This is a genomic window from Nitritalea halalkaliphila LW7, assembly GCF_000265075.1.
In the GTDB taxonomy this organism is placed as follows: Bacteria; Bacteroidota; Bacteroidia; order Cytophagales; family Cyclobacteriaceae; genus Nitritalea; species Nitritalea halalkaliphila.
Genome location: NZ_AJYA01000002.1, coordinates 26,519 through 49,588 on the forward strand (window position 1 = coordinate 26,519; position 23,070 = coordinate 49,588).

General features: G+C 48.0%; 18 protein-coding genes, 4 tRNA genes and 4 pseudogenes. 23 read left to right on the forward strand and 3 right to left on the reverse strand.

Going from position 1 to position 23,070, the window contains the following annotated elements; translation table 11 throughout:
- The first annotated feature begins 11 nt into the window (after positions 1-11).
- The 7 genes and pseudogenes from A3SI_RS00625 (at position 12) to rsmG (ending at position 9,526) form a co-directional block, all read left to right on the forward strand.
- Entirely contained in the window at positions 12-524 is a 513-nt protein-coding gene (locus A3SI_RS00625; protein ID WP_238531544.1) for a hypothetical protein, read from the forward strand.
- Positions 521-3,848, forward strand: a pseudogene (locus A3SI_RS23465) (CRTAC1 family protein). Before A3SI_RS00625 ends, A3SI_RS23465 begins: the two are co-directional and overlap by 4 nt.
- Positions 3,845-4,570, forward strand: a complete 726-nt coding sequence (locus A3SI_RS19960; protein ID WP_009053156.1) for an FG-GAP repeat domain-containing protein — start codon at positions 3,845-3,847, stop codon at positions 4,568-4,570. The pseudogene A3SI_RS23465 and the gene A3SI_RS19960 overlap by 4 nt, the downstream one beginning before the upstream one ends.
- A 110-nt stretch (positions 4,571-4,680) precedes the next feature.
- On the forward strand, positions 4,681-7,239 hold the full coding sequence (locus A3SI_RS00640) for a VCBS repeat-containing protein (protein ID WP_009053157.1): 2,559 nt from the start codon (positions 4,681-4,683) through the stop codon (positions 7,237-7,239).
- Positions 7,240-7,321: 82 nt separating this feature from the next.
- Positions 7,322-7,729, forward strand: a complete 408-nt coding sequence (locus tag A3SI_RS19970) for a hypothetical protein (protein ID WP_238531545.1) — start codon at positions 7,322-7,324, stop codon at positions 7,727-7,729.
- Positions 7,726-8,763, forward strand: coding sequence for a vanadium-dependent haloperoxidase (locus A3SI_RS00645; RefSeq protein WP_238531546.1), 1,038 nt, complete (start codon positions 7,726-7,728; stop codon positions 8,761-8,763). Before A3SI_RS19970 ends, A3SI_RS00645 begins: the two co-directional genes overlap by 4 nt.
- Before the next feature lie 130 nt (positions 8,764-8,893).
- On the forward strand, positions 8,894-9,526 hold the full coding sequence (rsmG, locus tag A3SI_RS00650; protein WP_009053158.1) for a 16S rRNA (guanine(527)-N(7))-methyltransferase RsmG: 633 nt from the start codon (positions 8,894-8,896) through the stop codon (positions 9,524-9,526).
- Positions 9,527-9,670: 144 nt separating this feature from the next.
- On the opposite strand, the pseudogene frr reads toward rsmG, so the two are convergent.
- The 3 genes and pseudogenes from frr to A3SI_RS00665 form a co-directional block, all read right to left on the reverse strand.
- Positions 9,671-10,230: pseudogene (gene frr, locus A3SI_RS00655) on the reverse strand (ribosome recycling factor).
- A gap of 8 nt (positions 10,231-10,238) precedes the next feature.
- A complete protein-coding gene (gene pyrH, locus A3SI_RS00660) occupies positions 10,239-10,952 on the reverse strand; it encodes a UMP kinase (RefSeq protein ID WP_009053159.1) in 714 nt (237 codons plus the stop codon).
- Positions 10,953-11,049: 97 nt separating this feature from the next.
- Entirely contained in the window at positions 11,050-11,544 is a 495-nt protein-coding gene (locus A3SI_RS00665) for an acetyl-CoA carboxylase biotin carboxyl carrier protein subunit (RefSeq protein WP_009053160.1), read from the reverse strand.
- Positions 11,545-11,590: 46 nt separating this feature from the next.
- Between A3SI_RS00665 and A3SI_RS19975 the strand changes: the two genes are divergently transcribed.
- From A3SI_RS19975 to rpoB, 16 genes and pseudogenes are all read left to right on the forward strand, one after another.
- Positions 11,591-12,289: a hypothetical protein gene (locus tag A3SI_RS19975; RefSeq protein ID WP_238531547.1), complete on the forward strand. Its 699-nt coding sequence runs from the start codon at positions 11,591-11,593 to the stop codon at positions 12,287-12,289.
- Positions 12,232-12,501 (forward strand): hypothetical protein, encoded by a 270-nt coding sequence (locus A3SI_RS19980; RefSeq protein ID WP_238531548.1) that lies wholly within the window; start codon positions 12,232-12,234, stop codon positions 12,499-12,501. Before A3SI_RS19975 ends, A3SI_RS19980 begins: the two co-directional genes overlap by 58 nt.
- The gene (locus tag A3SI_RS19985) at positions 12,458-13,963 is read left to right on the forward strand and encodes a M1 family metallopeptidase (protein WP_238531549.1); all 1,506 of its coding nucleotides are present in this window, start codon (positions 12,458-12,460) and stop codon (positions 13,961-13,963) included. The genes A3SI_RS19980 and A3SI_RS19985 overlap by 44 nt, the downstream gene beginning before the upstream one ends.
- Positions 13,915-14,181 (forward strand): hypothetical protein, encoded by a 267-nt coding sequence (locus A3SI_RS19990; protein ID WP_238531550.1) that lies wholly within the window; start codon positions 13,915-13,917, stop codon positions 14,179-14,181. Before A3SI_RS19985 ends, A3SI_RS19990 begins: the two co-directional genes overlap by 49 nt.
- Positions 14,182-14,354: 173 nt before the next feature.
- Positions 14,355-14,437: transfer RNA gene (locus A3SI_RS00675), tRNA-Tyr, on the forward strand.
- A 65-nt stretch (positions 14,438-14,502) separates the two neighbouring features.
- A tRNA-Gly gene (locus tag A3SI_RS00680) sits at positions 14,503-14,575 on the forward strand.
- A 32-nt stretch (positions 14,576-14,607) separates the two neighbouring features.
- Positions 14,608-14,679, forward strand: a tRNA-Thr gene (locus A3SI_RS00685).
- A gap of 59 nt (positions 14,680-14,738) precedes the next feature.
- Positions 14,739-15,926, forward strand: coding sequence for an elongation factor Tu (gene tuf / locus A3SI_RS00690; protein ID WP_009053163.1), 1,188 nt, complete (start codon positions 14,739-14,741; stop codon positions 15,924-15,926).
- 111 nt (positions 15,927-16,037) lie between these two features.
- Positions 16,038-16,108 (forward strand) — tRNA-Trp (locus tag A3SI_RS00695).
- A gap of 14 nt (positions 16,109-16,122) precedes the next feature.
- Complete coding sequence (secE, locus tag A3SI_RS00700; RefSeq protein WP_009053164.1) at positions 16,123-16,311, forward strand: preprotein translocase subunit SecE; 189 nt, start codon at positions 16,123-16,125, stop codon at positions 16,309-16,311.
- 18 nt (positions 16,312-16,329) lie between these two features.
- Positions 16,330-16,886, forward strand: a pseudogene (gene nusG, locus A3SI_RS00705) (transcription termination/antitermination protein NusG).
- 4 nt (positions 16,887-16,890) lie between these two features.
- Positions 16,891-17,333 (forward strand): annotated as a pseudogene (gene rplK, locus A3SI_RS00710) (50S ribosomal protein L11).
- Between the two features lie 10 nt (positions 17,334-17,343).
- Entirely contained in the window at positions 17,344-18,042 is a 699-nt protein-coding gene (gene rplA, locus A3SI_RS00715; RefSeq protein ID WP_009053166.1) for a 50S ribosomal protein L1, read from the forward strand.
- Between the two features lie 2 nt (positions 18,043-18,044).
- Complete coding sequence (gene rplJ / locus A3SI_RS00720) at positions 18,045-18,584, forward strand: 50S ribosomal protein L10 (RefSeq protein WP_009053167.1); 540 nt, start codon at positions 18,045-18,047, stop codon at positions 18,582-18,584.
- A 47-nt stretch (positions 18,585-18,631) separates the two neighbouring features.
- On the forward strand, positions 18,632-19,006 hold the full coding sequence (gene rplL / locus A3SI_RS00725) for a 50S ribosomal protein L7/L12 (RefSeq protein ID WP_009053168.1): 375 nt from the start codon (positions 18,632-18,634) through the stop codon (positions 19,004-19,006).
- 155 nt (positions 19,007-19,161) lie between these two features.
- Positions 19,162-23,037 (forward strand): DNA-directed RNA polymerase subunit beta, encoded by a 3,876-nt coding sequence (gene rpoB, locus A3SI_RS00730; RefSeq protein ID WP_009053169.1) that lies wholly within the window; start codon positions 19,162-19,164, stop codon positions 23,035-23,037.
- Positions 23,038-23,070 lie beyond the last annotated feature (33 nt).

Here is a 23,070-nt window from a genome sequence, read left to right on the forward strand (position 1 = left end):
GGGGCTGTAGCTTGGAGACCACCTATGAGAAGACAAAGAAGCGGGAATTGGCCTCCGGCCAAATCTACGAAGAGCTGTTCTTAGGCTTGGAGTTCGGTATGTCCCGAAAGGACTTTTTTTCTACCTGCTGGGAGCTGAATAAACATGGGATTTTAATTAATGGTGCACACGAGCTTATGGTGCGCTATCAGCCAGACCTACCTTCGGGAAATGAAGCCAATATGTTTTTTTATCCGCGTTTCGAAGGAGATAAGATATTTTATATGCCTGTGGAGTTCCAGTATCGCAACTGGTTTCCGACGAATCCGGCTACCACATCTGAGAAGCTGGTGGAGGATGTAGTCGGCCTTCTGAGCAGCTGGTACGGGGAAGGATTTTTCCGTGTAGAGGACAAAAGCGGAGCCTTTGCGATGGTGAAAATCGATGGAAATCGCCTTATTCGTGTATATATAAAGAGTCTTAGTGCGGTACGGGTGGATATTCTAGACTTGCGCGTGAAAGATATTACGGAGATTAGCTCATGAGGAGAATAAATAGCTTTTTACTAGTCCTAGCTGCCGGTGCCGTACTGTTGGCATGTAACTCGAAACCGGATGCGGCACCTCAGGAAACGCTTTTCCGCTCCCTGTCTCCCGAAGAGACAGGTGTGGACTTTCGGAACGACTTGGGCTTCGATCCCCGCTTTAATATTTTCACCTATCGGAACTATTATAATGGCGGCGGTGTGGCCTTAGGTGACGTGAATGGGGATGGCTTGTTGGATATTTATGTGACGGCGAATCAAGGCCCCAATAAGCTGTACCTAAACCGAGGAGACTTCCGCTTTGAGGATGTTACCGATGCCGCCGGAGTAGCCGGAAATGCGGCTTGGGCCACAGGTGTGGCCATGGCAGATGTGAATGGCGATGGCTTGCTCGACATTTATGTGTGTAATTCCGGTGATGTGGCCGGTGATAATAAAAAAAATGAGCTCTTCATTAATAATGGCGATGGTACCTTTACCGAGCAGGCAGAAGCCTATGGCCTCGCGGATGAAGGGTTTTCCACGCATGCAGTCTTCTTTGATTTCGATGGCGATGGCGACCTCGACGTGTACCTGCTGAACAATAGCTATCAGGCTATCGGAAGTTTTAATAAGATGCAAAACGAGCGTGTGCGTCGCGATCCCGTGGGTGGAGATAAGCTCTACCGTAATGATGGCGGCCGCTTTGTAGACGTAAGCGAAGAAGCCGGAATCTTCGGCTCTGTCATTGGCTTCGGCCTGGGCATCACCATCGGCGATGTCAACAGAGACGGACTGCCAGATATTTTTATCTCGAATGATTTTTTCGAAAAGGATTATCTCTACATCAACCAAGGGGATGGCACCTTCAGCGAGGAGCTCGAGCAGTACATGCGTAGCATTAGCGCTGCCTCTATGGGGGCCGATATCGCCGATATTAATAACGATGGCTTTCCCGATATCTTCGTGACGGATATGCTCCCCGAGCCACAAACCCGATTGAAGCAGGTGACGACCTTCGAAAACTGGGACAAGTTTCAGTTTAATAAGACCCACGACTATCATTATCAGTTTAATCGCAACATGCTGCACCTGAATAATGGTGATGGTACCTTTTCGGAAATCGGTCGCATGACGGGTATGGAAGCTACAGACTGGAGCTGGGCAGCTTTGATCGCGGATTTCGATAGTGATGGGCTTAAGGATGTGTTCGTAGCGAACGGCATTTACCAAGATATCACCGATCTGGACTACCTGAATTTTATCGATAATGAGGAGACGAAGCGGCAGATTATCAGCAAAGAAGCAGTAGATTACAAGGCGCTGATCGACCCGATTCCTGTTAACCCTATTTCGAACTATGCATTTCAAAATAAAGGCGATCTTTTCTTCGAAAATGTGGCTGCCAGCTGGGGCTTGGATACCCCTAACCACGCGAACGGTGCCGCGTACGGGGATCTGAATAACGATGGCTACTTGGATCTGGTCGTTAATCAGGTGAATGGGGCATTGGCCATTTATAAGAATCAAAGCGCCCAGCTGCAGCCAGAGCATCATTTTCTTCAGGTGCAGCTAAAGGGCAAAGGCATGAACACGTCTGCTATCGGTGCGCAGGTTCAAGTGCTCACGGCCTCCGGCCAAAAGTATCTGGAGCAGATGCCCAACAGAGGGTTTCAGTCCTCCGTAGATCCCAAGTTGACGATCGGTCTCGGCGCAGACAGCCTCGTACAGCGCCTGACGGTTCGCTGGCCAGATGGTACTTTTACGGTAAAAGAGCAGGTAAAGACGAATCAGCTGCTGACCCTAGACCAAGAAGAGGCCGTTTCCGCTGTCCCTGAAGGCTTCTACCCAAAAGTACATGCACCTGCGTTTACTTTGGCCGAGAGGCCTGCATTCCAACATACCCATGAAGAAAATAAGCTGGTAGATTTCGATCGAGAGCGCCTGCTTTACCATAAGCGTTCGACAGAGGGGCCTGCTTTCGCGGAGACGACTGTAGCGGACGGAACGCTGATTTATATCGGCGGTGCCAAAGGCTTCGCAGGGCGCTTTACCTGCTGGATACCAAAGGAGTAGCGAAGCCCGTGGTGGTGCCCGATCTTATCGAAGACGCTTCCTCGGAAGATGTTTATGCAGTGTTTTTCGATGCGAATGGAGATGGTCATCCAGACCTGTATGTCTCGAGTGGAGGGAGTGATAGTGGCTTCGGGGATCCCGGTTATACGGATCGCCTTTATCTGGCAGATGGTGCAGGGAATTTCATACGTGCACGTGATGCGCTGCCGAAGCTACGGACGAGCAGCAGTGTCGTGCTGCCGGTAGACCTCACGGGGGATGGCATCTAGACCTGATCGTAGGGGGGCGTTTGGTGCCTTTTGCTTATGGTGTGCCCGCGGCTACCAAAGTGTTTATTAATGATGGAAAAGGTAAGTTCCGCGATGAGACGGCGGCACGTGCGCCAGGCTTCGAACAGCTGGGTCTCGTGACGACAGGCCTCGTGACGGAGGTAAATGGACAGCAGGCGGTGCTGCTAGCGGGTGAGTGGATGGCACCTCAGCTCTACCTCATTCAGGAGGGCAAGCTGCAGCTAGATGAACGGCAGCCTTTCGGAGACTGGAGTGGCTGGTATTTTACCGCGAGCCAGGCGGATCTCAGTGGAAATGGCCGTATGGATATCGTCTTAGGAGCGCAGGGTCTTAATTCACGCCTCAAGCCCAGCACGGAGCGGCCACTTGTGATGGTGGTGAATGATTTCGATCAAAATGGGAGTGTCGAGCAGGTTTTCACCTATAAGGAGGGCAGCAAGCATGTGCCGATTACCTTAAAGCATGAGCTGGAGCGCCAACTGCCCTATTTGAAAAAGCGCTATCTGAAGTATAGTGCCTATAACAATCAGTACTTAGAGGATATTTTCGAGCCTGCGCTGCTGGAGCGGTCGCTGTATAAGGAGGTGCAAAGCTTCGCTTCTATCGTGCTCCTGCAGGGAGAGGATGGCATTTTTCGGGTACAGCCACTGCCGCGGGAAGCGCAGAAAAGCCGGATTTTCAGTGTGCTAATTGATGATTTTAATGATGATGGTATTCCAGATCTCCTTTTAGGGGGTAATTTATATGGGGTGAAGCCCGAAATGGGCAAGTACGACGCCAGTTTCGGTGAGCTTTTCCTCGGGAAAGGGGATGGAACTTTTGATTTCGTGCCGAACAGGGTGCACGGCATGCGGCTGGAAGGCGATGTGCGTCACCTTCACTGGCTGCCGGGCGATAAGCGACAGCTACTGGTGCTGCGGAATCAGGCGCCTACGCAAGTCTGGGAGCAGGTAAAAGTCGTAGAAAGGGGGAATCCGTGAGGTATAGCTGTGGGCATTTGCGCGTGAAAATGGGGCGAAAGCTGAGCGAGTATGCAGTTTCGGGTCGGTCCTTTTTGCTTACTGGCAGCCTGTTTTGGGTCTTGATTGGCGTTAGTTTACTTTGGGGCTGCGCCCCAAATTCCCCTCAAGAAACCGAAGACCTGCGCTTTCAGCTGCTGGATCCCGAGCAGTCTGGACTGCGCTTCGAGAATAGGCTTACGCCATCGGACAGTTTAAATATTTTAGAATACCTGTACTATTATAATGGCGGCGGTGTGGCCATCGGGGACATTAATGGAGATGGCTTGGATGATATCTACCTGACTGCGAACGAGGGTGAAAACAAGCTGTTTTTAAACCAAGGGGGCATGCAGTTCGTCGATATCACGGCCAGTGCAGGGGTGGGACTTGCGGATAGCTGGTCGACAGGTGCCACGTTCGTGGATATCAATGGTGACGGCCTTTTAGACCTCTACGTCTGTGAGGTGGGAGACTATAAGGGGCTGAAGGGGCGTAATAGGTTGTTTATTAATCAGGGCGATCTCACTTTTACCGAGGAGGCGGAGGCGTATGGACTGGATTTCGTAGGGTTCGGGACGCATGCTGTTTTCTTTGATTATGATCAGGATGGGGATTTGGATGTGTACCTGCTGAATCATTCGATTAAAAAGCCGGAAGTTTTCGCACATGCCGATACTAAATTTGAATCTTTGGACCTTTAGGCGGGGATCGTCTGTATCGTAATCTACATGCGGAAACGGGGAGTCCCACCTTTGAGGATGTCACGGCGGAATCAGGCATTTTTTCGAGTAGCCTGGGTTTCGGCCTAGGGGTGGCTGTCGGGGACGTGAATGGAGATGGCTGGCCAGACTTGTATGTGTCGAATGATTTTACGGAGGACGATTATCTTTACATCAACAATAAGGATGGCACGTTTACAGAGCGGCGTGCGGAGAAACTGTCCCAAACGTCACGCTACAGCATGGGAAATGACATCGCTGACTTAAATCAAGATGGCCTTCCGGATATTTTTAGTACGGATATGTTGCCCGCGGATCCGGAAATCTGGATGCGATCGGTGGGGGAGGACAAGCAGGAGGTGTTTGAAATCAAAGAGCGTATGGGCTATGGTGCCCAGTATGTGCGCAATCACCTGCAGCTGAACCATCCCGATGGTCGGTTTCGCGAAATCGCTTTGTTGACGGAGACCTTTGCGACGGATTGGAGCTGGTCTCCACTTTTAGCCGACTTGGATAATGATGGGCGGGTGGATATTTTTGTTAGTAACGGGATTTACTTGCGTCCGAATGACTTGGACTTTATCCAGTACGGCCAGGGGCAGGTGCGGGCCGAGGAGGCTGCCGATTTTCAGGCACAGCAGATCGCGCTTCTGCCTAAGGATAAGTTGCCCAACTTTCTTTTTGCACAGCGTGCGGACCTAAGGTTCGAAGAGCAGCAGCGGGAATGGGGTCTGGGGGCGGAGAGCTATTCGAGTGGGGCCATGTATGCTGACTTGGATAATGATGGCGACTTGGATCTGGTCTTGAATAATGTGAACCAGGCGGCTTTTTTGTATGAAAATCGAAGCCGGCAGCTGACGGATCCCGGGCATTTCGTACAGCTGCAGCTGAGAGGAGCGGGTTTAAATCCTTTTGCGGTGGGGGCGGAAGTGTTACTGGCCTTAGCAGATGGCAGCTGGCGCCATGCCTATCACAGTACCAGTCGGGGCTTTCAGTCGGGAGCATCTACGCGTCTGCATGTAGGAATCGGCGCTGCGCAGGAGGTGGAGGGCCTCTGGGTGCGCTGGTCTGCCACCGAAGCCGAACGTTTTTCTGTACCCGCCTTAGATAGTCTTTTGGTATTAGAAAAGGGCACAGGGACGCAGGAGGCATTTCCGAACCGGTTTCTATTGGAGGCATCTCCTGTCATTCGACAGGCACAGGTAGCCCTAGACTGGCGGCATGAGGAAAATGACTTTAATGATTTCAGGCGTGAATACTTGATTCCGCGACGGTACAGCCAGGAGGGTCCCGCCGTGGCCGTGGCGGATGTGAATGGAGATGGCTTAGAGGATATTTTTCTCGGAGGCGCCCGCGGGCAGGCCGCAAAATTATTTTTGCAAGAGCCGGATGGCTCTTTCACCCCCCAAACTGTCCCTGTCTTCGAGCAAATGGCCGAAGCGGAGGATGTGGTGGCGATCTTCCATGATTTTACAGGAAATGGGGTGCCGGATCTTTATGTAGGCAGTGGCGGAAATGAGCATGGCAAAACGGCTGTTTTTAATTTCGACCGCGTGTTTATTAATGATGGCAGCGGGCGCTTCACCTTTTTGCCGCAGGCACTTCCCCCGATCGCGGAGAACACGGCGACCGTGGCTGTGTCGGATGTGAATGGAGATGGTTATCCCGATTTATTTATCGGCGTGGCTGTGGAGACGGGAAATTTCGGGCAGCGACCGCCGGCATTTTTGCTGCTTAATCAGGGGAATGGTACCTTTCGAGATGCCACAGCGCAGTATTTTGGCCCCGACTTTAGGCCAGGCATGCTGCAAAAAGCGCTTTGGGAGGATCTGAACGGGGATGGCAAGCTCGAACTCCTGCTCGCGGGCGAGTATATGGCCGTAACCGCCTATCGGCAAAATGAAAGTGGGCAGTTTGTCCGATGGAAGGAGCTGGCCCCAGCGGGCTTGTACTCGGGGATGCGCGTACAGGAGCTGGAGGGAGCCAACTACCTGCTTTTAGGAAATTTAGGGCTAAATGCCAAGCTAAAAGCTTCGGACGCTCGGCCAGCCTATCTCTACACGGGGGACTTGGATCAAAACGGTAAGCGGGAGGCTTTTTTGATGCACCATAAAGGCGATGCATTGGTTCCTTTTTCTTCGCGGGATGAGTTGATCACCGTGATGCCGGCTCTCAAGCGGCAGCATGCAAGTTATGCGGCCTACGCGCAGTCGAAGGGGCCAGAGGCGATTTTCACTCCAGAACAGCTGGCGCGCGTGGAGGAGTTTCCGATTCGGGAGCTGCGGTCGGGGATGCTAGCACTGGGGCTGGATACGGCAGCTTTCGAGGCCCTTCCGCTGGAGGCACAGTTTAGCCCGATCCAAGATTTCTTTCCTTTTCAAGTGGACGGGGTGCCTTATATGCTGGCTTTAGGTAATTTTTACGCGTATCGGGTAGACCTAGGCCGTGCAGATGCACAAGCGCTAAGTCTGTGGAGCTGGCAAAATGGAGCTTGGAAAAAGGAATCTCATGGCCTTCAAGCTTCGCGCTACTGGGGGAGTTTCCGGCAGGCTGTCGGGATTCAGATCGGTGGTCGCCCGCATGTGCTGCTGGTTCGGAATGATGATACGCCCCTCTTCCTGCGACTCGAGGGAACTGAAGTTTTGTATTAATCGCTTTATCTAGTAGATTTAGGGTTGAAAATGACAGCTGAACGGAAAATTCTCTTCTCAGCTGTTAAAAGTCAAGTAGTATATGAAGTTTCGCGTAATTAAAAATAGGGTAGGTAAGCTTTGGTTTTCGGTGCTCCTACTCGGAATTATCGGTAGTATCTCCTGTACCGAGCAAAAAGAACGGCCAGCCATCCCGCATTTAGAGGAAGGCGAGTTTCTGGTCGCTGCCCAGCTTAAGTTGACCGAGGTCATCATCCATGATATTTTCTCTCCACCTGTAGCCAGCCGGATCTATGTGTACCCAGCATTGGCGGCGTATGAGTTGGCCGTACTGGCTGAGCCTGAGCGCTACGCAAGTCTGGGAGGGCAGCTGAATGATTTTCCCGCTTTAGAGGTAAGTTTACCTGAGGAAGGGACTTTTTCGTATCCTTTGGCGGCAGCCACGCCTATTACACGGTCGCCAAGGCCCTTATCTTTTCCGAGGACATGATGGAAAGCCATTATGCTCAGCTTTTACAGTATGTGCGTGATGCGGGCATGTCTAAAAAAGAGATCGCGGCCTCCGAAGCATTAGGAGCCGAGGTCGCGGCGCATGTTTTGGCTTTCGCCAAAAAGGACAATTACCACGAGAGCCGTTCGTTTGAAAAATATGCCATCAGTGATGATCCGGGGACTTGGCAACCTACGCCGCCCGCTTACATGGAGGGCATCGAGCCGCACTGGAATACGATTCGTCCATTAGTTATGGAGCATGCGCATCAGTTCCCTGTTCCGCCACCGCCGGCATTTTCTTCGGAACCGGGATCAGCATTCTATCAGGATGCGGAGGAGGTCTTCACGATTACGCAAAACCTTACACCTGAGCAGCGTGACATCGCCTTTTTCTGGGATTGTAATCCTTACAAGATGAATGTACGTGGGCATGTGATGTTTGCGGAAAAGAAAATCACGCCAGGGGGGCATTGGATGGGCATCGCAGCCATAGCCGCCAAGACGGCTGGAGCGGACTGGGCAGGCTATGCCGAGGCACTCGCACTTACGGGTATCTCGCTTTTCGATGGTTTTATCGCCTGCTGGGATGAGAAATACCGCTCTGCACTTATAAGGCCAGAGACATATATCAATCGCTACATCGATGAGGAGTGGCTGCCACTCCTGCAGACGCCACCATTTCCGGAGTACACCAGCGGGCACAGTGTGATTTCAAATGCGGCTGCGGAGACGCTTACTGCGATTTTCGGAGAGCCCTTCGCTTTCGTGGATTCTACAGAGGTGGCCTTTGGTCTGCCGATTCGGAAATTTAATTCCTTCCGTGAGGCTGCGGATGAGGCGGCGATCAGCAGACTATATGGGGGCATCCACTACATGCCCGCGATCGAGTATGGTTCCCAGAAGGGAAAGGCACTGGCGGACTATTTTTTAGGAAAGGTGCGCTGGCAAAAGCAGGATAGCGGCTTGGCCCTTTCCGCGGAAAGAAAGCAGGGAGCAGAGGCGGAGCCCTTGCCAGCAGCGAAAGAAGAGTAGCTGATGGCCCAGAAGCGTTCAGCAGCAGCTACATTTTCCATTTCCTTTTCAAGTAGCCCCTGTGGATAGTCTGTAAGTCTGGAAAGAAAATGGTACTTTTGTGCTCTCATTTCTTTTGCGCCAAGCAATTATGGAACTCATTAAAAAATATTTTCCGGATCTCAGCGAGCAGCAGTATGCGCAGTTCGAGCAGCTGGGGCCACTCTATGCCGACTGGAATAGTAAAATTAACGTCATCAGCCGGAAGGACATGGAGCACTTTTACGTGAAACATGTGCTCCACTCGTTAGGGATCGCGAAGGTAATGCCTTTTCTTGCAGGGACTAAGGTTTTGGATGTAGGGACGGGAGGAGGTTTTCCGGGTATCCCGCTGGCGATTTTGTTCCCAGAGGTTCATTTTCACCTCGTGGATTCTATCGGTAAAAAAATCAAAGTAGTCAAAGATGTGGCCAAGCAGCTGGGGCTTTCTAATGTGGAGGCCGAACAGGCACGCGCGGAGCAGCTGGTACGTCGCTATGATTTTGTGATCAGCCGTGCGGTCACGCGCTATGCCAACTTCCATCCTTGGCTAAAGGGGAAGTTTAAGAAGGAGGACAAGCATGACTTTATTAATGGCGTTTTTTATCTCAAGGGCGGAGATGTAGATGAGGAAATGGAGGAAGTGATGGTGTCTTACATCACGTACCACTTGGAGGACTATTTCCAAGAGGAATTTTTTGAGACCAAAAAAGTGGTTTATGTGCCCTGGGAGGGCCGGCGTTAGACTGATCTCTTAGTGCATTGGTCTGGGTGCTTCTTCTTCGTTCTGCTCCTCGTTTTTGTTCGAATTTTAGGATGGATAAAAAAAGCTACTCGATGGCTAAGGCCGAAGAGTAGCTATTTTTAACTATACAGATAGATATCTGACTTAGACCGTCATGATCTCTTCTTCTTTTTTCTCGATGAGCTCATCGATTTTCGCGCTGAACTGATCGGTTAATTTCTGTACTTTATCTTCCGCTCGCTTCACCTCGTCTTCAGAGGCTCCTTCCTTTTGAAGTTTTTTTAGTGCTTCATTCGTGTCTTTACGCACAGATCGGATGCTGATTTTACCGTTTTCACCCTCCGCTTTACACTGCTTGACGAGTGTCTTTCTTCGCTCTTCCGTAAGGGGAGGAAGGGTAAGTAAGATCACCTCACCGTTATTTTGGGGCGCAAGCCTAAATCTGAATTGATGATAGCACGCTCGATGTCTGGAATGATATTTCGCTCCCATGGTTTTATCGAGAGCGTCCGTGCTTCAGGGGTTGTAACGGAGGCAACTTGCTGCAGCGGGGTAGGGGCGCCGTAATACATGACCATTATCCCATCTAATAGGTTAGGCATGGCCTTTCCGGCACGGATTTTCACAAGCTCAGATTTGGTGTGCTCCACCGCTTTTTGCATCATTTCCTTAGCTTCATCCAGATGCATTTGTATCTCTTCCATAAAATCGCTTAAATATTAGACGTGATTAATGTACCTACTTCTTCTCCGTTCACGAGGGCTTCCAAGTTACCGGACTTATTCATGTCGAAGACGATGATCGGCAGATTATTTTCATGACAAAGCGTAAACGCTGTCATGTCCATTATGTTAAGATTTTTTTCGTAAGCTTCCGTGAAGGAAAGGGTCGCATAGCGTGTCGCGGTCTTGTCCTTCTCTGGATCCGCTGTATAAACGCCATCAACCCGCGTGCCCTTCAGCACCACATCTGCTTCGATTTCCACCGCCCGTAAACTCGCAGTGGAGTCTGTGGTGAAGTATGGATTCCCGATACCAGCACCGAAGATAACGATACGCTTTTTCTCCAAGTGACGGATGGCACGCCGACGGATAAAGGGCTCACAAACACTTTCCACTTTAATCCCTGACATGAGACGCGTAAACATCCCGTTTTGCTCTAAAGCACTCTGCAGCGCCATCGCATTTATGAGTGTGGCGAGCATCCCCATGTAATCGCCCTGCACACGGTCTATGCCCGTATTTTCAGCTTGTACACCACGAAAAATATTACCTCCGCCGATAACGATCGCGATTTCTACGCCCAAGTCCCGAACCTTTTTAATCTCCTCAGCATACTGCTGTAGGCGGATAGGGTCTATCCCGTAGTTTTTCTCGCCCATTAATGATTCTCCGCTTAATTTGAGTAATATCCGCTTGTACTTCATGATTAGGATGTCCTTGAAAGTGTTTTTCGATCAGAAATTAAAATCTATAAATTGGGCAAATATAGATTTTACCTGGCAGAAACGGGGCTTTTTTTTATTAAAATTGGAGGAGTACTTGATTTTTCTCGACACTCTGGCCTTTCTTGATTAAGATGGCCTTCACCTTACCGGCACCTGGGGACTTCAGTACGTTCTCCATTTTCATGGCCTCTAGGATAAGTACCGGATCGCCTTTTTGTACTTCATCCCCTACTTGAACCTTGATATCAAAGATCAGCCCCGGCATCGGCGCCTTAATCTCTTTCATTTGCGCGTCAGCGCCAGCCCCCATGCCCAACTTCTCCAGCAGGAGGTCAAATTTATCCTTTACAGACACTTCCGCCACCTCACCATTTAGCTTCAGGCGCAGGGTTTTGGCTTCCATATCTAGGTTTAAAAGCTCGAAATTAAAGGATTTACCATTCCAAAGCACATGGTAGTGATGCTCTCCTGATTTGGTAATGTCCCACTGCAGGAGGGTGCCATCTACCTGTAGGCCCTCGGCGGTAATTTCAGTCTGGTGGCTAGTCTTATCTAATTTTACTGTGTACATTTGGTTGTTTTTTGCGTTAAATATACTAATGATTCTTTTCGACTACATGAAAATCTATACTCGCTTTACATATTTGTTGCTTTTTCTCTCGTTTACGGCCTGTAAATCCACCGAAAAAGTAGAGCGCTCCGGTGCCGACCAGGAGGTTTTGGCGCTGGCGCAAAATGAGCTCGCAGCCCAGCAGGCGCGTCGTGAGCAGGTGCGTGCCGCTGAGGACCGCCTCCAAAACTACCGAGGGATCCAAAGCCTGGACATGGTGCTTCTGCATACACAGCTGGACTTACGGATCGATTTTGAGCAGGAGCAGGTACATGGTGAGGCGGTGCTGACGATGCATCCACACTTTTTTCCGCAGACGGAGGTCACCCTGGATGCGAAAGATTTCGACCTGCATGCTGTCAATTTATTCCGAGGGGATAGCCTGCTCCCCCTTCCTTATCGCTATGACGAGCGGCGCCTGCACCTTTCTTTGCCGCAGGCTTACACCCGAACGGACACCCTACAGCTGCATGTGCGCTACACCGCTCATCCGAACAGAAACGCTGGAGGGGGAAGCCGCGCCATCACTGATACGAAAGGATTTTACTTCATAAATCCCCGTGGTGAGGAGCCCGATAAGCCCCGCCAAGCCTGGACACAGGGGGAGACCGAGCATAACAGCAAGTGTTCCCGACCTTTGATACTCCGGTGCAGAAAACGACTCAGGATTTCACTCTTCGGTATCCTGAGGGTATGCGCAGCCTGAGTAATGGGCGTCTGGTGGAACAAAAATCCGAGGAGGGCCTGCAGGTGGATCGCTGGCTGATGGAGCAGCCCCATGCCCCTTACTTGGCAGCGGTGGTGATCGGTAACTTCGTGGAAATTCAGGACGAGTGGCAGGGCAAGCAGGTGAATTATTATGTGGAGCCGGCCTTTGCCGAAGGCGCCCTATCGTGTTCGGACGCACGCCAGAGATGATCCAGTTCTTTTCCGATCTGCTGGATCTGCCTTTCCTTGGGAGCGCTACGATCAGGTCGTGGTCCGGGATTTCGTGTCGGGTGCCATGGAGAATACGACCATTTCCGTGTTTATGGAGGCCTTAAACCTGACAACGCGGGAGGCGATCGACAGTGAGTGGGACGGCATTATCGCGCATGAGCTTTTTCACCAGTGGTTCGGCAACTATGTGACGACGGCTTCTTGGGCGAATTTGACCTTGAATGAGGCCTTCGCGAATTATGCTGAGTATCTCTGGTATGCGTATAAGGAGGGTCAGGACGATGCGGATTTACACCATATCGCAGAGATGGAGCAGTATTTAGATGAGGCGGCCGGGGGCCAAAAGGATTTGATTCGCTATCAGTATGCCGATCCTGAGGACATGTTTGATAGCCATTCGTATGCGAAAGGAGGGCGGATTTTGCATATGCTACGCGATTACCTTGGGGATGAGGCCTTTTTTGCTTCTTTGCGGCATTACCTGAAAGCGCATGCGTATGGTGCGGTGGAGGCGGATCAGCTGCGGCTGGCCTTTCGTGCTGTGACGGGGCGGGATTTGAGCTGGTTTTTCGATCAGTGGTTTTTCGCGAGTGGCCATCCTGAGTTGCAGATCGCCTTAGATGATTCGGATCCGGAGAATGTCTTGTTACAGGTGGAGCAGACCCAAGACCTCGGTAGCACGCCCCTTTACAGGCTTCCTCTGGAGGTGAGTTGGTACCGGGAAGGCGTGCGTGAAACACGTCGTGTAGAGATTCAGGAGGGCTTCTTTCAGGTGGCTTTAGAAAATGGTCCGGGTGTGGAGGCCATTTATGTGGATGAGCGGCATGTGCTGTTAGCGGAGAAGCGTGCGCAGCTGCCCATCGCTCATTATGAGACCCAGTTTCGGGAGAGCCGTTATGGGGTAGCGCGTCATGCGGCATTTGACACGCTGATGCAGCGCGGGGACGAAGGGCTACGGCTGCGCGTGATGGTAGAGGCCTTGGAGGATCCTTTTTGGGGGATTCGCGAGAAGGCCTTAGGCGCACTGTATCAGGAGCCGGACCTGTTAGCTTTAGCTCCTGAGGTTACCCAGCGCGTGGCAGCGTTAGCGGCGGGGGATGAGCGGAATACGGTGCGTGCGGCGGCCATAGAGCTTTTGGGCAGGGCCCAATTAGAGGGCTACCGTTCGGAGCTCGAGGACTGGTTAGAGGAGGAGAGTTATTATGTGGCGGCTGCGGCATTAACGGCCTTATTAGAGGATGAAACAGCGGACCGGTCGGCTTTGGCGGCGCGTTACCGCGATGAAACGAATATCCGGATGGTGACGGCAGTGGCGGGTTATTACATCGAGGTTTCGGATGCGGGTCAGGTGCTTGGTTTTTACAGCATCTCTCACGTTTTTCGGGGCAGAATTTGTACTATATCATCGGCTATGTCGGAGAGTATTTCGCTAAGGAGTTAGGGACTGAGCAGGAGCAGGCGGAGGCGAAGGCGCGTTTATTGGCTTTAGCAGGTACCCATCAGGCGAATTATATTCGTTTAACAGCCTTTCAGAGTCTGTTTGGGTTCGTAGAAGATGAGGAGGTGATGCGTGCATTAAAGAAGATTTTCGAGGCGGAAGAGGATCCATTAGCGCGACAGTATATGGCCTTTTTTTTAGGGATGTTCGAAGACGCCTAGGGGAGAAGTGGAAGATGAAGTAAGAGGGGGTAAAAATTAAGCTATTGATAGTCAAAGTACTTTAGAAATTTCAGGATTTTTTTTGTGCAATATTTTGATACTTTCGAAAAAGCCTCTAATTTTGCCATCCGTTAAGACATCAATAAAACAAACGCGTTTTAGTCGAGACAATCGGGGGAATACCAAAGCGGCCAACTGGGACGGACTGTAAATCCGTTGACTTATGTCTTCACAGGTTCGAATCCTGTTTCCCCCACGTAGAATTCGAATATTTTTATTAATATTGCAAAGCATTTGAGTATCGGCCTTAGGGTCGCAAAAGCGGGAGTAGCTCAGTTGGTAGAGCGGCAGCCTTCCAAGCTGCAGGTCGCGGGTTCGAGCCTCGTCTCCCGCTCATTGCTTTTATAGCAAAGGGTAATGTGATTAGCCGACGTAGCTCAGGGGTAGAGTACTTCCTTGGTAAGGAAGGGGTCACGGGTTCAAATCCCGTCGTTGGCTCTAACATTGTAAGTAAACAAAAAAAAACTATCATTAACTAAAACAGGGGATTTTCACGCATGGCAAAAGCAACCTTTGACCGTTCCAAACCACACGTAAACATTGGTACGATTGGTCACGTAGACCATGGTAAGACTACTTTGACTGCTGCCATTACTACAGTATTGGCTAAGAAGGGTCTTTCTGAATTAAGAGATTTCTCTTCTATCGACAATGCTCCAGAAGAAAAAGAAAGAGGTATCACGATTAACACGTCTCACGTAGAGTACCAAACTGAAGCAAGACACTACGCTCACGTAGACTGTCCTGGTCACGCGGATTATGTGAAAAACATGGTTACAGGTGCTGCCCAGATGGACGGTGCTATTCTCGTAGTAGCAGCTACTGACGGTCCTATGCCTCAGACTAGAGAGCACATCCTATTAGCACGTCAGGTAGGTGTACCTGCGCTTGTGGTGTTCTTGAACAAGGTCGACATGGTAGACGATGCTGAGCTTCTTGAGTTAGTAGAAATGGAAGTTAGAGAGCTACTTTCGTTTTATGAGTTCGATGGTGATAATATTCCTGTAATCGCTGGTTCAGCTCTTGGTGGTCTAAACGGTGAAGCTAAGTGGGAAGAAAAAATCATGGAGTTAATGGATGCGGTAGACAACCATATTCCACTTCCTGAGCGTCTAATCGACAAAGATTTCTTAATGCCAGTAGAGGATGTATTCTCGATCACAGGTCGTGGTACTGTAGCTACAGGTAGAATTGAGAGAGGTGTTATCAACTCTGGTGAGCCTGTTGACATCATCGGTATGGGTGCTGAGGGTCTTAAATCTACAGTAACTGGTGTGGAGATGTTCCGTAAAATCCTTGACAGAGGTGAAGCTGGTGATAACGTAGGTTTACTACTTAGAGGTATTGAGAAGTCTCAAATCAAGCGTGGTATGATTATCTGTAAGCCAGGTTCTGTGAAGCCACATGCTCACTTTAACGCTGAGGTTTACGTTCTTTCTAAAGAAGAAGGTGGTCGTCATACTCCATTCTTCAACAGATACCGTCCACAGTTCTATTTAAGAACTACTGACGTTACTGGTGAGATCAAGCTTCCTGAGGGTGTTGAAATGGTTATGCCAGGTGATAACATCACTATCGAAGTAACTTTGATTAATGCCGTTGCTCTTGAGAAGGGTCTACGTTTCGCTATCCGTGAAGGTGGTAGAACAGTAGGTGCGGGTCAGGTAACTGAAATTTTAGACTAATAGTCAGTCTATTCATAAATAACGATGCGATCCTAAAACTTTTTAGGATCGCATTTGTTTCTTATTTCTTTTAGGTGTAGTTTTGCAGTCCCAAAGAAATAAGAATCCTACACGGGCATAGTTCAATGGTAGAATAGCGGTCTCCAAAACCGTTGATGGGAGTTCGAATCTCTCTGCCCGTGCAAAATTTCGTATCATGAATATCAAAAGTTTTGTAATCGAATCCATTGACGAGATGAAGAATAAGGTCACTTGGCCTGATTATGCCTTTCTTCAGAACAGTGCGGTTTTAGTGCTGGTAGCGTCTTTGATTTTTGCCCTACTCATCGGTGTGATGGATTTAGGCTTCGAGAATGTGATGTCGTGGTTTTACGATTTATTTTAATCAGAGATAACATTACGGATGGCTGAACATAAGTGGTACGTGCTCAGGGTGGTAGCCGGGCAAGAGAAAAAGGCTAAGTCTTACTTAGATAATGAAATTGCTCGCCAGAAGCTGGAGGAATTTATTCCTGAGGTTTTGGTACCTACTGAGAAGGTATATGAGATGCGGAATGATAAAAAGCGAGTTCGGGAGAGAAACTTCTTTCCGGGCTATGTTTTGGTTCATGCGGATCTCAGTCACGGTGAGGCGAATCACGTAATTACAAGCATACCGGGAGTTATCGGGTTCTTAGGGTCGAACCAAGGGGGAGCTTCCAAAACCCTGAGCCATTACGTCAGTCAGAAGTCAATCGCATCTTAGGACGCGTAGAGGAGATTGATGAGTTCGCAGAGAATCAGGATTCACCATTTATAGTCGGGGAGGTCATAAAAGTAATGGATGGTCCTTTCAGTGGTTTTTCCGGGACAATTGAGGAGATATTTGAAGACAAGAAAAAGCTTAATGTTATGGTTAAGATTTTCGGTCGAAATACTCCTGTAGAATTAAACTTTATACAAGTAGAAAAACAAGATTAGGAAAATGGCTAAGGAAATCACTGGTTATGTGAAATTACAGGTGAAAGGTGGCCAGGCAAATCCTTCTCCTCCAGTAGGTCCAGCTCTTGTTCCAAGGGTTTGAACATCATGGAGTTCTGTAAGCAGTTCAATGCGCGTACTCAGGACAAAATGGGTACAGTATTACCTGTAGTGATTACGGTTTATTCTGACAAGTCTTTTGATTTTGTCGTGAAGACACCTCCTGCGGCTAACTTGTTAATCGAGGCAGCTAAAATTAAGGGGGGTTCTTCTGAACCTAATCGTAAGAAAGTGGGCTCTGTTACTTGGGATCAAGTAAAGGAGATTGCTGAGTTGAAAATGCCTGACCTGAATGCTTTCCAGGTGGAGCCTGCGATGAAAATGATCGCTGGAACTGCACGAAGCATGGGTATCACTGTATCTGGTAAAGCCCCATGGGAGGAATAAAATAAACATTATGGCTAAGTTAACAAAAAAGCAAAAAGAAGCTCTTTCTAAGTACGACCCAAGCCAACTGTACTCCCTTGAGGAAGCTTCTTCCATCGTGAAAGAAATCACGAATGTGAAGTTTGATGCTTCTGTGGATGTTGACGTTCGTTTGGGCGTTGATCCACGTAAGGCGGATCAGATGGTGAGAGGTGTAGTAGCGCTTCCTCACGGTACAGGAAAAGACGTTCGCGTTTTGGTTCTTTGTACGCCTGATAAGGAAGAAGAAGCGAAGGCAGCTGGTGCTGACTTCGTGGGTCTTGATGACTATATAGCTAAAATCGAAGGGGGATGGACTGACATCGATGTGATCATCACCATGCCAAACGTAATGGCGAAAGTGGGTCGTCTAGGTCGTGTGTTAGGTCCTCGTGGCTTAATGCCTAACCCGAAATCTGGTACAGTTACTTTAGACGTGGCGAAAGCTGTGAAAGAAGTTAAGGCCGGTAAGATCGATTTTAAAGTAGATAAATTTGGTATCATTCATGCGAGCGTAGGGAAGGTTTCTTTTAGTCCGGAGAAAATCCAGGATAACGTGAAAGAACTGATCGCCACGATTTCTAAGTTGAAGCCATCTTCATCTAAAGGTACATATTTTAAAAGCATCCACTTGTCTAGCACGATGTCACCGGGTGTGAAAGTAGATAAAGGTAGTATTCAAGGTATTTAATCATGACTAGAGACGAAAAGAAAATACAAATCGAAAGTCTTACTGAGAAATTCCAAGAAAACCCTTACTTCTACATCACGAACGCTGGTGGTTTTACGGTAGCTCAGGTAAATGCTTTCAGAAAGGCTTGTTTTGAGAAGGGTGTTGAGTATAAAGTATACAAGAACACGATTATCAAGAAAGCTTTAGAAAATCTAGATGCGGACTACTCTGAATTAGTGGATAAGTCCCTTAAAGGTTTTTCAGGAATTGTTTTTTCAAAGGAGATTGGTAATCTTCCTGCGAAAGTAATTCTTGACTTCAGAAAGAAATTAGGTAAAAAAGAGACGCGTCCTGTATTTAAAGGTGCTTCCATCGATAGCGATGTTTTCGTTGGGGATGAGAATCTTGAAATGCTTGCTGCTCTTAAATCCAAGAACGAACTCATTGCGGACGTTATGCATATTCTCGGTTCGCCGATGCAAAATGTTATGGGTGCGCTACAGTCTGGTGCTAATAACCTTACTGGTGTTCTTAAGACACTTTCTGAGAAAGAATCATAATTATTATCAATTTATTTAGTTTAAGAAAAATTTAAAATTTCAATACAATGGCGGATTTAAATCAACTTGCTGAGCAGTTAGTGAACTTGACTGTTAAAGAGGTAAAAGACCTAACTGATATCCTTAAAGATCAATATGGCATCGAGCCTGCTGCTGCAGCTGCTCCTGTTATGGTAGCTGGTGCTGGCGCTGCTGCTGCTGAAGAAGAGAAAACTTCTTTTGATGTTATTTTAAAGGCTGCTGGTGCTTCTAAGCTTGCTGTAGTGAAGCTTGTGAAAGAGCTTACTGGTCTTGGTCTTAAGGAAGCAAAAGAACTAGTAGACGGTGCTCCAAAGGCGCTTAAGGAAGGTGTAGCTAAGGATGAAGCTGAAGGCCTTAAGAAGTCTTTAGAAGAGGCTGGTGCTGAAGTAGAGATTAAGTAATTGCTTGCATACTCAGCCTTTTGGTATGGGTATGTGGGGTTAGACCTGACTGGTTAGTCAGGTCTTTTCCTGTTTGTGCTCAGGAAAAAATTGCACTATTTAAAGCGAAAATTGTCGCTTTTATCTAAATATTATAACTAAAAATATATACTGCCTTGGCTATCCAGAATCAAACCGGAAGGAAAAGTTTCTCATCTATTAAGGTAGTCAAAGACTATCCTGACTTCTTAGATATTCAGCTCCAATCGTTTAAAGATTTTTTTCAGTTGGATACTCCAGCGGAGCGACGCAGACAGGATGGGCTTTTCAAGGTGTTTTCTGAGAACTTCCCGATCTCGGATTCTCGTGAAAATTTCACTCTTGAATTTATTGACTATGCAGTAGATCCACCTAAATATAGCGTCGCCGAGTGTATCGATCGCGGACTGACGTATTCGGTGCCTCTTAAAGCAAAGCTTCGCTTGCTCTGTTCAGATGAGGACAATGAGGATTTTGAAACTATCGAGCAGGAGGTTTTCTTAGGGAATCTTCCTTACATGACGGAAAAAGGCTCCTTTGTGATTAATGGGGCCGAGCGTGTGATCGTTTCTCAGCTTCACCGTTCTCCGGGTGTATTCTTTGCGCAGAGTAAGCATACGAACGGTACTAAATTATACTCCGCTCGAATTATTCCTTTTAAAGGTAGTTGGATCGAATTCGCCACAGACATTAATAATGTGATGTATGCGTATATTGATCGTAAAAAGAAATTTCCTGTTACCACTTTGTTACGTGCCATCGGATTCGGGTCTGATAAGCAAATCTTAGATCTCTTTGGTCTTTCTGAAGAAGTGGATGCTACCAAGGCCGCTTTAAAAGAGGTAGCAGGACGTAAATTAGCTGCTCGTGTACTTCGTACTTGGGTAGAAGATTTCGTAGATGAAGATACTGGAGAGGTAGTATCTATTGATAGAAATGAAGTGCTCTTAGAGCGCGATAGTATTTTAACAGAAGAAGATATCGAGTTAATCGTAGATTCTGGTGCGAAATCCATTATTCTCCATCGTGAAGATGTAAACATCGCAGATTACTCGATCATTTATAATACGCTTCAGAAGGATAATTCTAACTCGGAGAAGGAAGCAGTAGAGGTGATCTATCGTCAACTTCGAAATACGGAGGCTCCTGATGAGTCTACTGCCCGTGAGGTGATTCATGGACTGTTTTTCTCCGATAAGCGATATGACTTAGGTGAAGTAGGGCGTTATCGAATCAACAAAAAGCTTGGTTTAGATATTGATCATGATAAAATTGTCTTAACGACTGAGGACATTATCAGTATTGTAAAGTATTTGATTGGTCTAATTAACTCGAAAGCGGTTGTTGATGATATCGATCACCTTTCTAATCGACGTGTAAGAACGGTAGGCGAGCAGCTTTATAGCCAGTTCGGTGTTGGTCTTGCTAGAATGGCGCGAACTATTCGTGAGCGTATGAACGTGCGCGATAATGAAGATTTCAAGCCCGTTGACTTAATTAATGCCAGAACACTATCCTCTGTAATTAATTCTTTCTTCGGTACCAACCAGCTTTCTCAGTTTATGGACCAAACCAATCCACTAGCTGAGTTAACGCATAAAAGAAGGTTGTCTGCACTTGGTCCAGGGGGGCTTTCTAGGGAACGTGCGGGTTTTGAGGTGCGTGATGTTCACTATACGCATTATGGTCGTTTGTGTACGATTGAGACGCCTGAAGGTCCTAACATTGGATTGATTTCCTCACTTTGCGTTCACGCAAAAGTAAATGCTATGGGCTTCCTAGAGACGCCTTATCGTAAGGTACGGGATGGCCAAGTGAGTATGGATCCTTCTGATATTGTGTTTTTAACGGCAGAAGAGGAAGACAACAATAATATTGCGCAGGCAAATGCACCACTAACTGAAAATGGGCAATTTGTTAATGAGCGCGTAAAAGCGCGCTATGAAGGGGATTTCCCTGTTTTAGAGCCGAATGAGATTAGCTACATGGATGTGGCTCCGAATCAGATCGTTTCGGTAGCAGCTTCCTTGATTCCTTTCTTAGAGCATGATGATGCGAACCGAGCGCTTATGGGCTCTAACATGCAGCGTCAAGCAGTTCCTTTGTTAAAAGCTGAAGCTCCTATCGTAGGAACTGGTTTAGAGGCGAAAGCGGCGATTGATTCACGTTCGCTAATTATCGCTGAGGCTGATGGTGAAGTAGCAGCAGTGGATGCGCGTAAAATCACGATCAAGTATGATCTAAGTGAAGATGAGTTACTTGTAAATTTCACGGATGAATATAAGACCTATGATCTGATTAAGTTCCGTAGAACAAACCAGGATACGACGATTAACCTCACGCCACTTGTATTAAAAGGTCAGCGTGTAGTTAAGGGTCAGGTTTTAGTGGAGGGTTATTCTACGAACAAAGGTGAGCTCGCACTGGGTAAAAACCTTCGTGTAGCCTACATGCCTTGGCAAGGATACAACTTTGAGGATGCGATTGTAATTTCTGAGCGTGTAGTGCGTGAAGATATTTTTACTTCGATTCACGTAGAGGAGTTTCAGCTGGAGGTTCGTGATACGAAACGTGGTGAGGAGGAGTTAACTTCTGAGATTCCTAACGTTTCTGAAGAGGCGGTTAAGAACCTCGATGAGAATGGTATCATTCGCGTAGGTGCTGAAATCAAGGAAGGCGATATCATTATCGGAAAGATTACGCCAAAAGGCGAGACAGATCCGACTCCTGAAGAAAAGCTACTTCGAGCCATTTTCGGTGACAAAGCGGGGGATGTAAAAGATGCTTCCTTGAAAGCTTCTCCTTCCTTAAACGGAGTCGTTATCGGAACGAAGTTATTTTCTCGTCCGAAAAAAGATAAGGACCTACGTGCCAAGGCTAAAGCTGAGGTGGAAAGATTAAAGTCGAAGTATGCGAAAGACCTTTTAGGTATTCGTGCCCGTATGATTAATAAGCTGGTTACGCTTTTAGAGGGTTTAACTTCTCAGGGAGTGAAGCATAAGTTTGGTGATGAGATTATTAGTAAGGGTGTGAAGTTTAACTACCAAAACATCGAGAATAATTTATTCCCAGCCAAGAACCCTTACCGTGACGAGAGTAATTATAATGTTCAAGAGGAAGCGAATCTAATCGCGGATATTATCTTAGATGACTGGACGGAAGACGAGCATGTGAATGGTTTGATCAAGCAATTGGTTAAAAACTATGTGAATGCGCGTAACGAAATTTCAGGTCGCTTTAAGCGTGATAAGTTTACTTTAGAAGTTGGAGATGAGTTACCAGCGGGTATCGTCCAACTGGCTAAGGTATATGTAGCTAAGAAGCGTAAGCTTAAAGTAGGTGATAAGATGGCGGGTCGTCACGGTAACAAAGGTATCGTGGCGCGAATCGTTCGTGATGAGGACATGCCGTTCTTAGAGGATGGAACGCCGATGGACATTGTATTGAATCCACTAGGTGTGCCCTCTCGAATGAATATCGGTCAGATATTTGAGACGGTGTTAGCTTGGGCTGGTTCTAAGTTAGGGAAGAAGTATGCCACTCCTATTTTCGATGGAGCTACTTTAGAGGAGGTATCCGCAGAGTTAGAGGAAGCGGGTTTACCTGCTTACGGCAGAACGTATTTGTATGATGGATTAACTGGGCAGCGCTTTGATCAGCCGGTGACAGTAGGGATCACGTACATGCTGAAACTGGGTCACTTAGTAGACGATAAGATGCACGCGCGTTCTATCGGACCTTACTCACTTATTACGCAGCAGCCGCTAGGTGGTAAGGCGCAGTTCGGTGGGCAGCGTTTCGGAGAGATGGAAGTGTGGGCATTAGAGGCATTTGGAGCTTCCCATGTGCTTCAGGAGATTTTGACTGTGAAGTCGGATGATGTTATTGGCCGAGCGAAAGCTTATGAAGCGATCGTGAAGGGGGATAACTTACCGAAGCCGAACATTCCGGAATCCTTTAATGTTTTGGTACACGAGCTTCGTGGCCTCGCGTTAGAAATCACCCTTGACTAATACTTAAATTGGGCCGAAAGGCCCTAAACATAT

Bases quoted from the DNA above. Each gene is read 5' to 3' on its own strand.
- A3SI_RS19970 (WP_238531545.1), top strand. From the start codon at position 7,322: ATGAAGTTTCGCGTAATTAAAAATAGGGTAGGTAAGCTTTGGTTTTCG.
- A3SI_RS00645 (WP_238531546.1), top strand. From the start codon at position 7,726: ATGATGGAAAGCCATTATGCTCAGCTTTTACAGTATGTGCGTGATGCG.
- rsmG (WP_009053158.1), top strand. From the start codon at position 8,894: ATGGAACTCATTAAAAAATATTTTCCGGATCTCAGCGAGCAGCAGTAT.
- pyrH (WP_009053159.1), bottom strand. From the start codon at position 10,952: ATGAAGTACAAGCGGATATTACTCAAATTAAGCGGAGAATCATTAATG.
- A3SI_RS00665 (WP_009053160.1), bottom strand. From the start codon at position 11,544: ATGTACACAGTAAAATTAGATAAGACTAGCCACCAGACTGAAATTACC.
- A3SI_RS19975 (WP_238531547.1), top strand. From the start codon at position 11,591: ATGAAAATCTATACTCGCTTTACATATTTGTTGCTTTTTCTCTCGTTT.
- tuf (WP_009053163.1), top strand. From the start codon at position 14,739: ATGGCAAAAGCAACCTTTGACCGTTCCAAACCACACGTAAACATTGGT.
- secE (WP_009053164.1), top strand. From the start codon at position 16,123: ATGAATATCAAAAGTTTTGTAATCGAATCCATTGACGAGATGAAGAAT.
- rplA (WP_009053166.1), top strand. From the start codon at position 17,344: ATGGCTAAGTTAACAAAAAAGCAAAAAGAAGCTCTTTCTAAGTACGAC.
- rplJ (WP_009053167.1), top strand. From the start codon at position 18,045: ATGACTAGAGACGAAAAGAAAATACAAATCGAAAGTCTTACTGAGAAA.
- rplL (WP_009053168.1), top strand. From the start codon at position 18,632: ATGGCGGATTTAAATCAACTTGCTGAGCAGTTAGTGAACTTGACTGTT.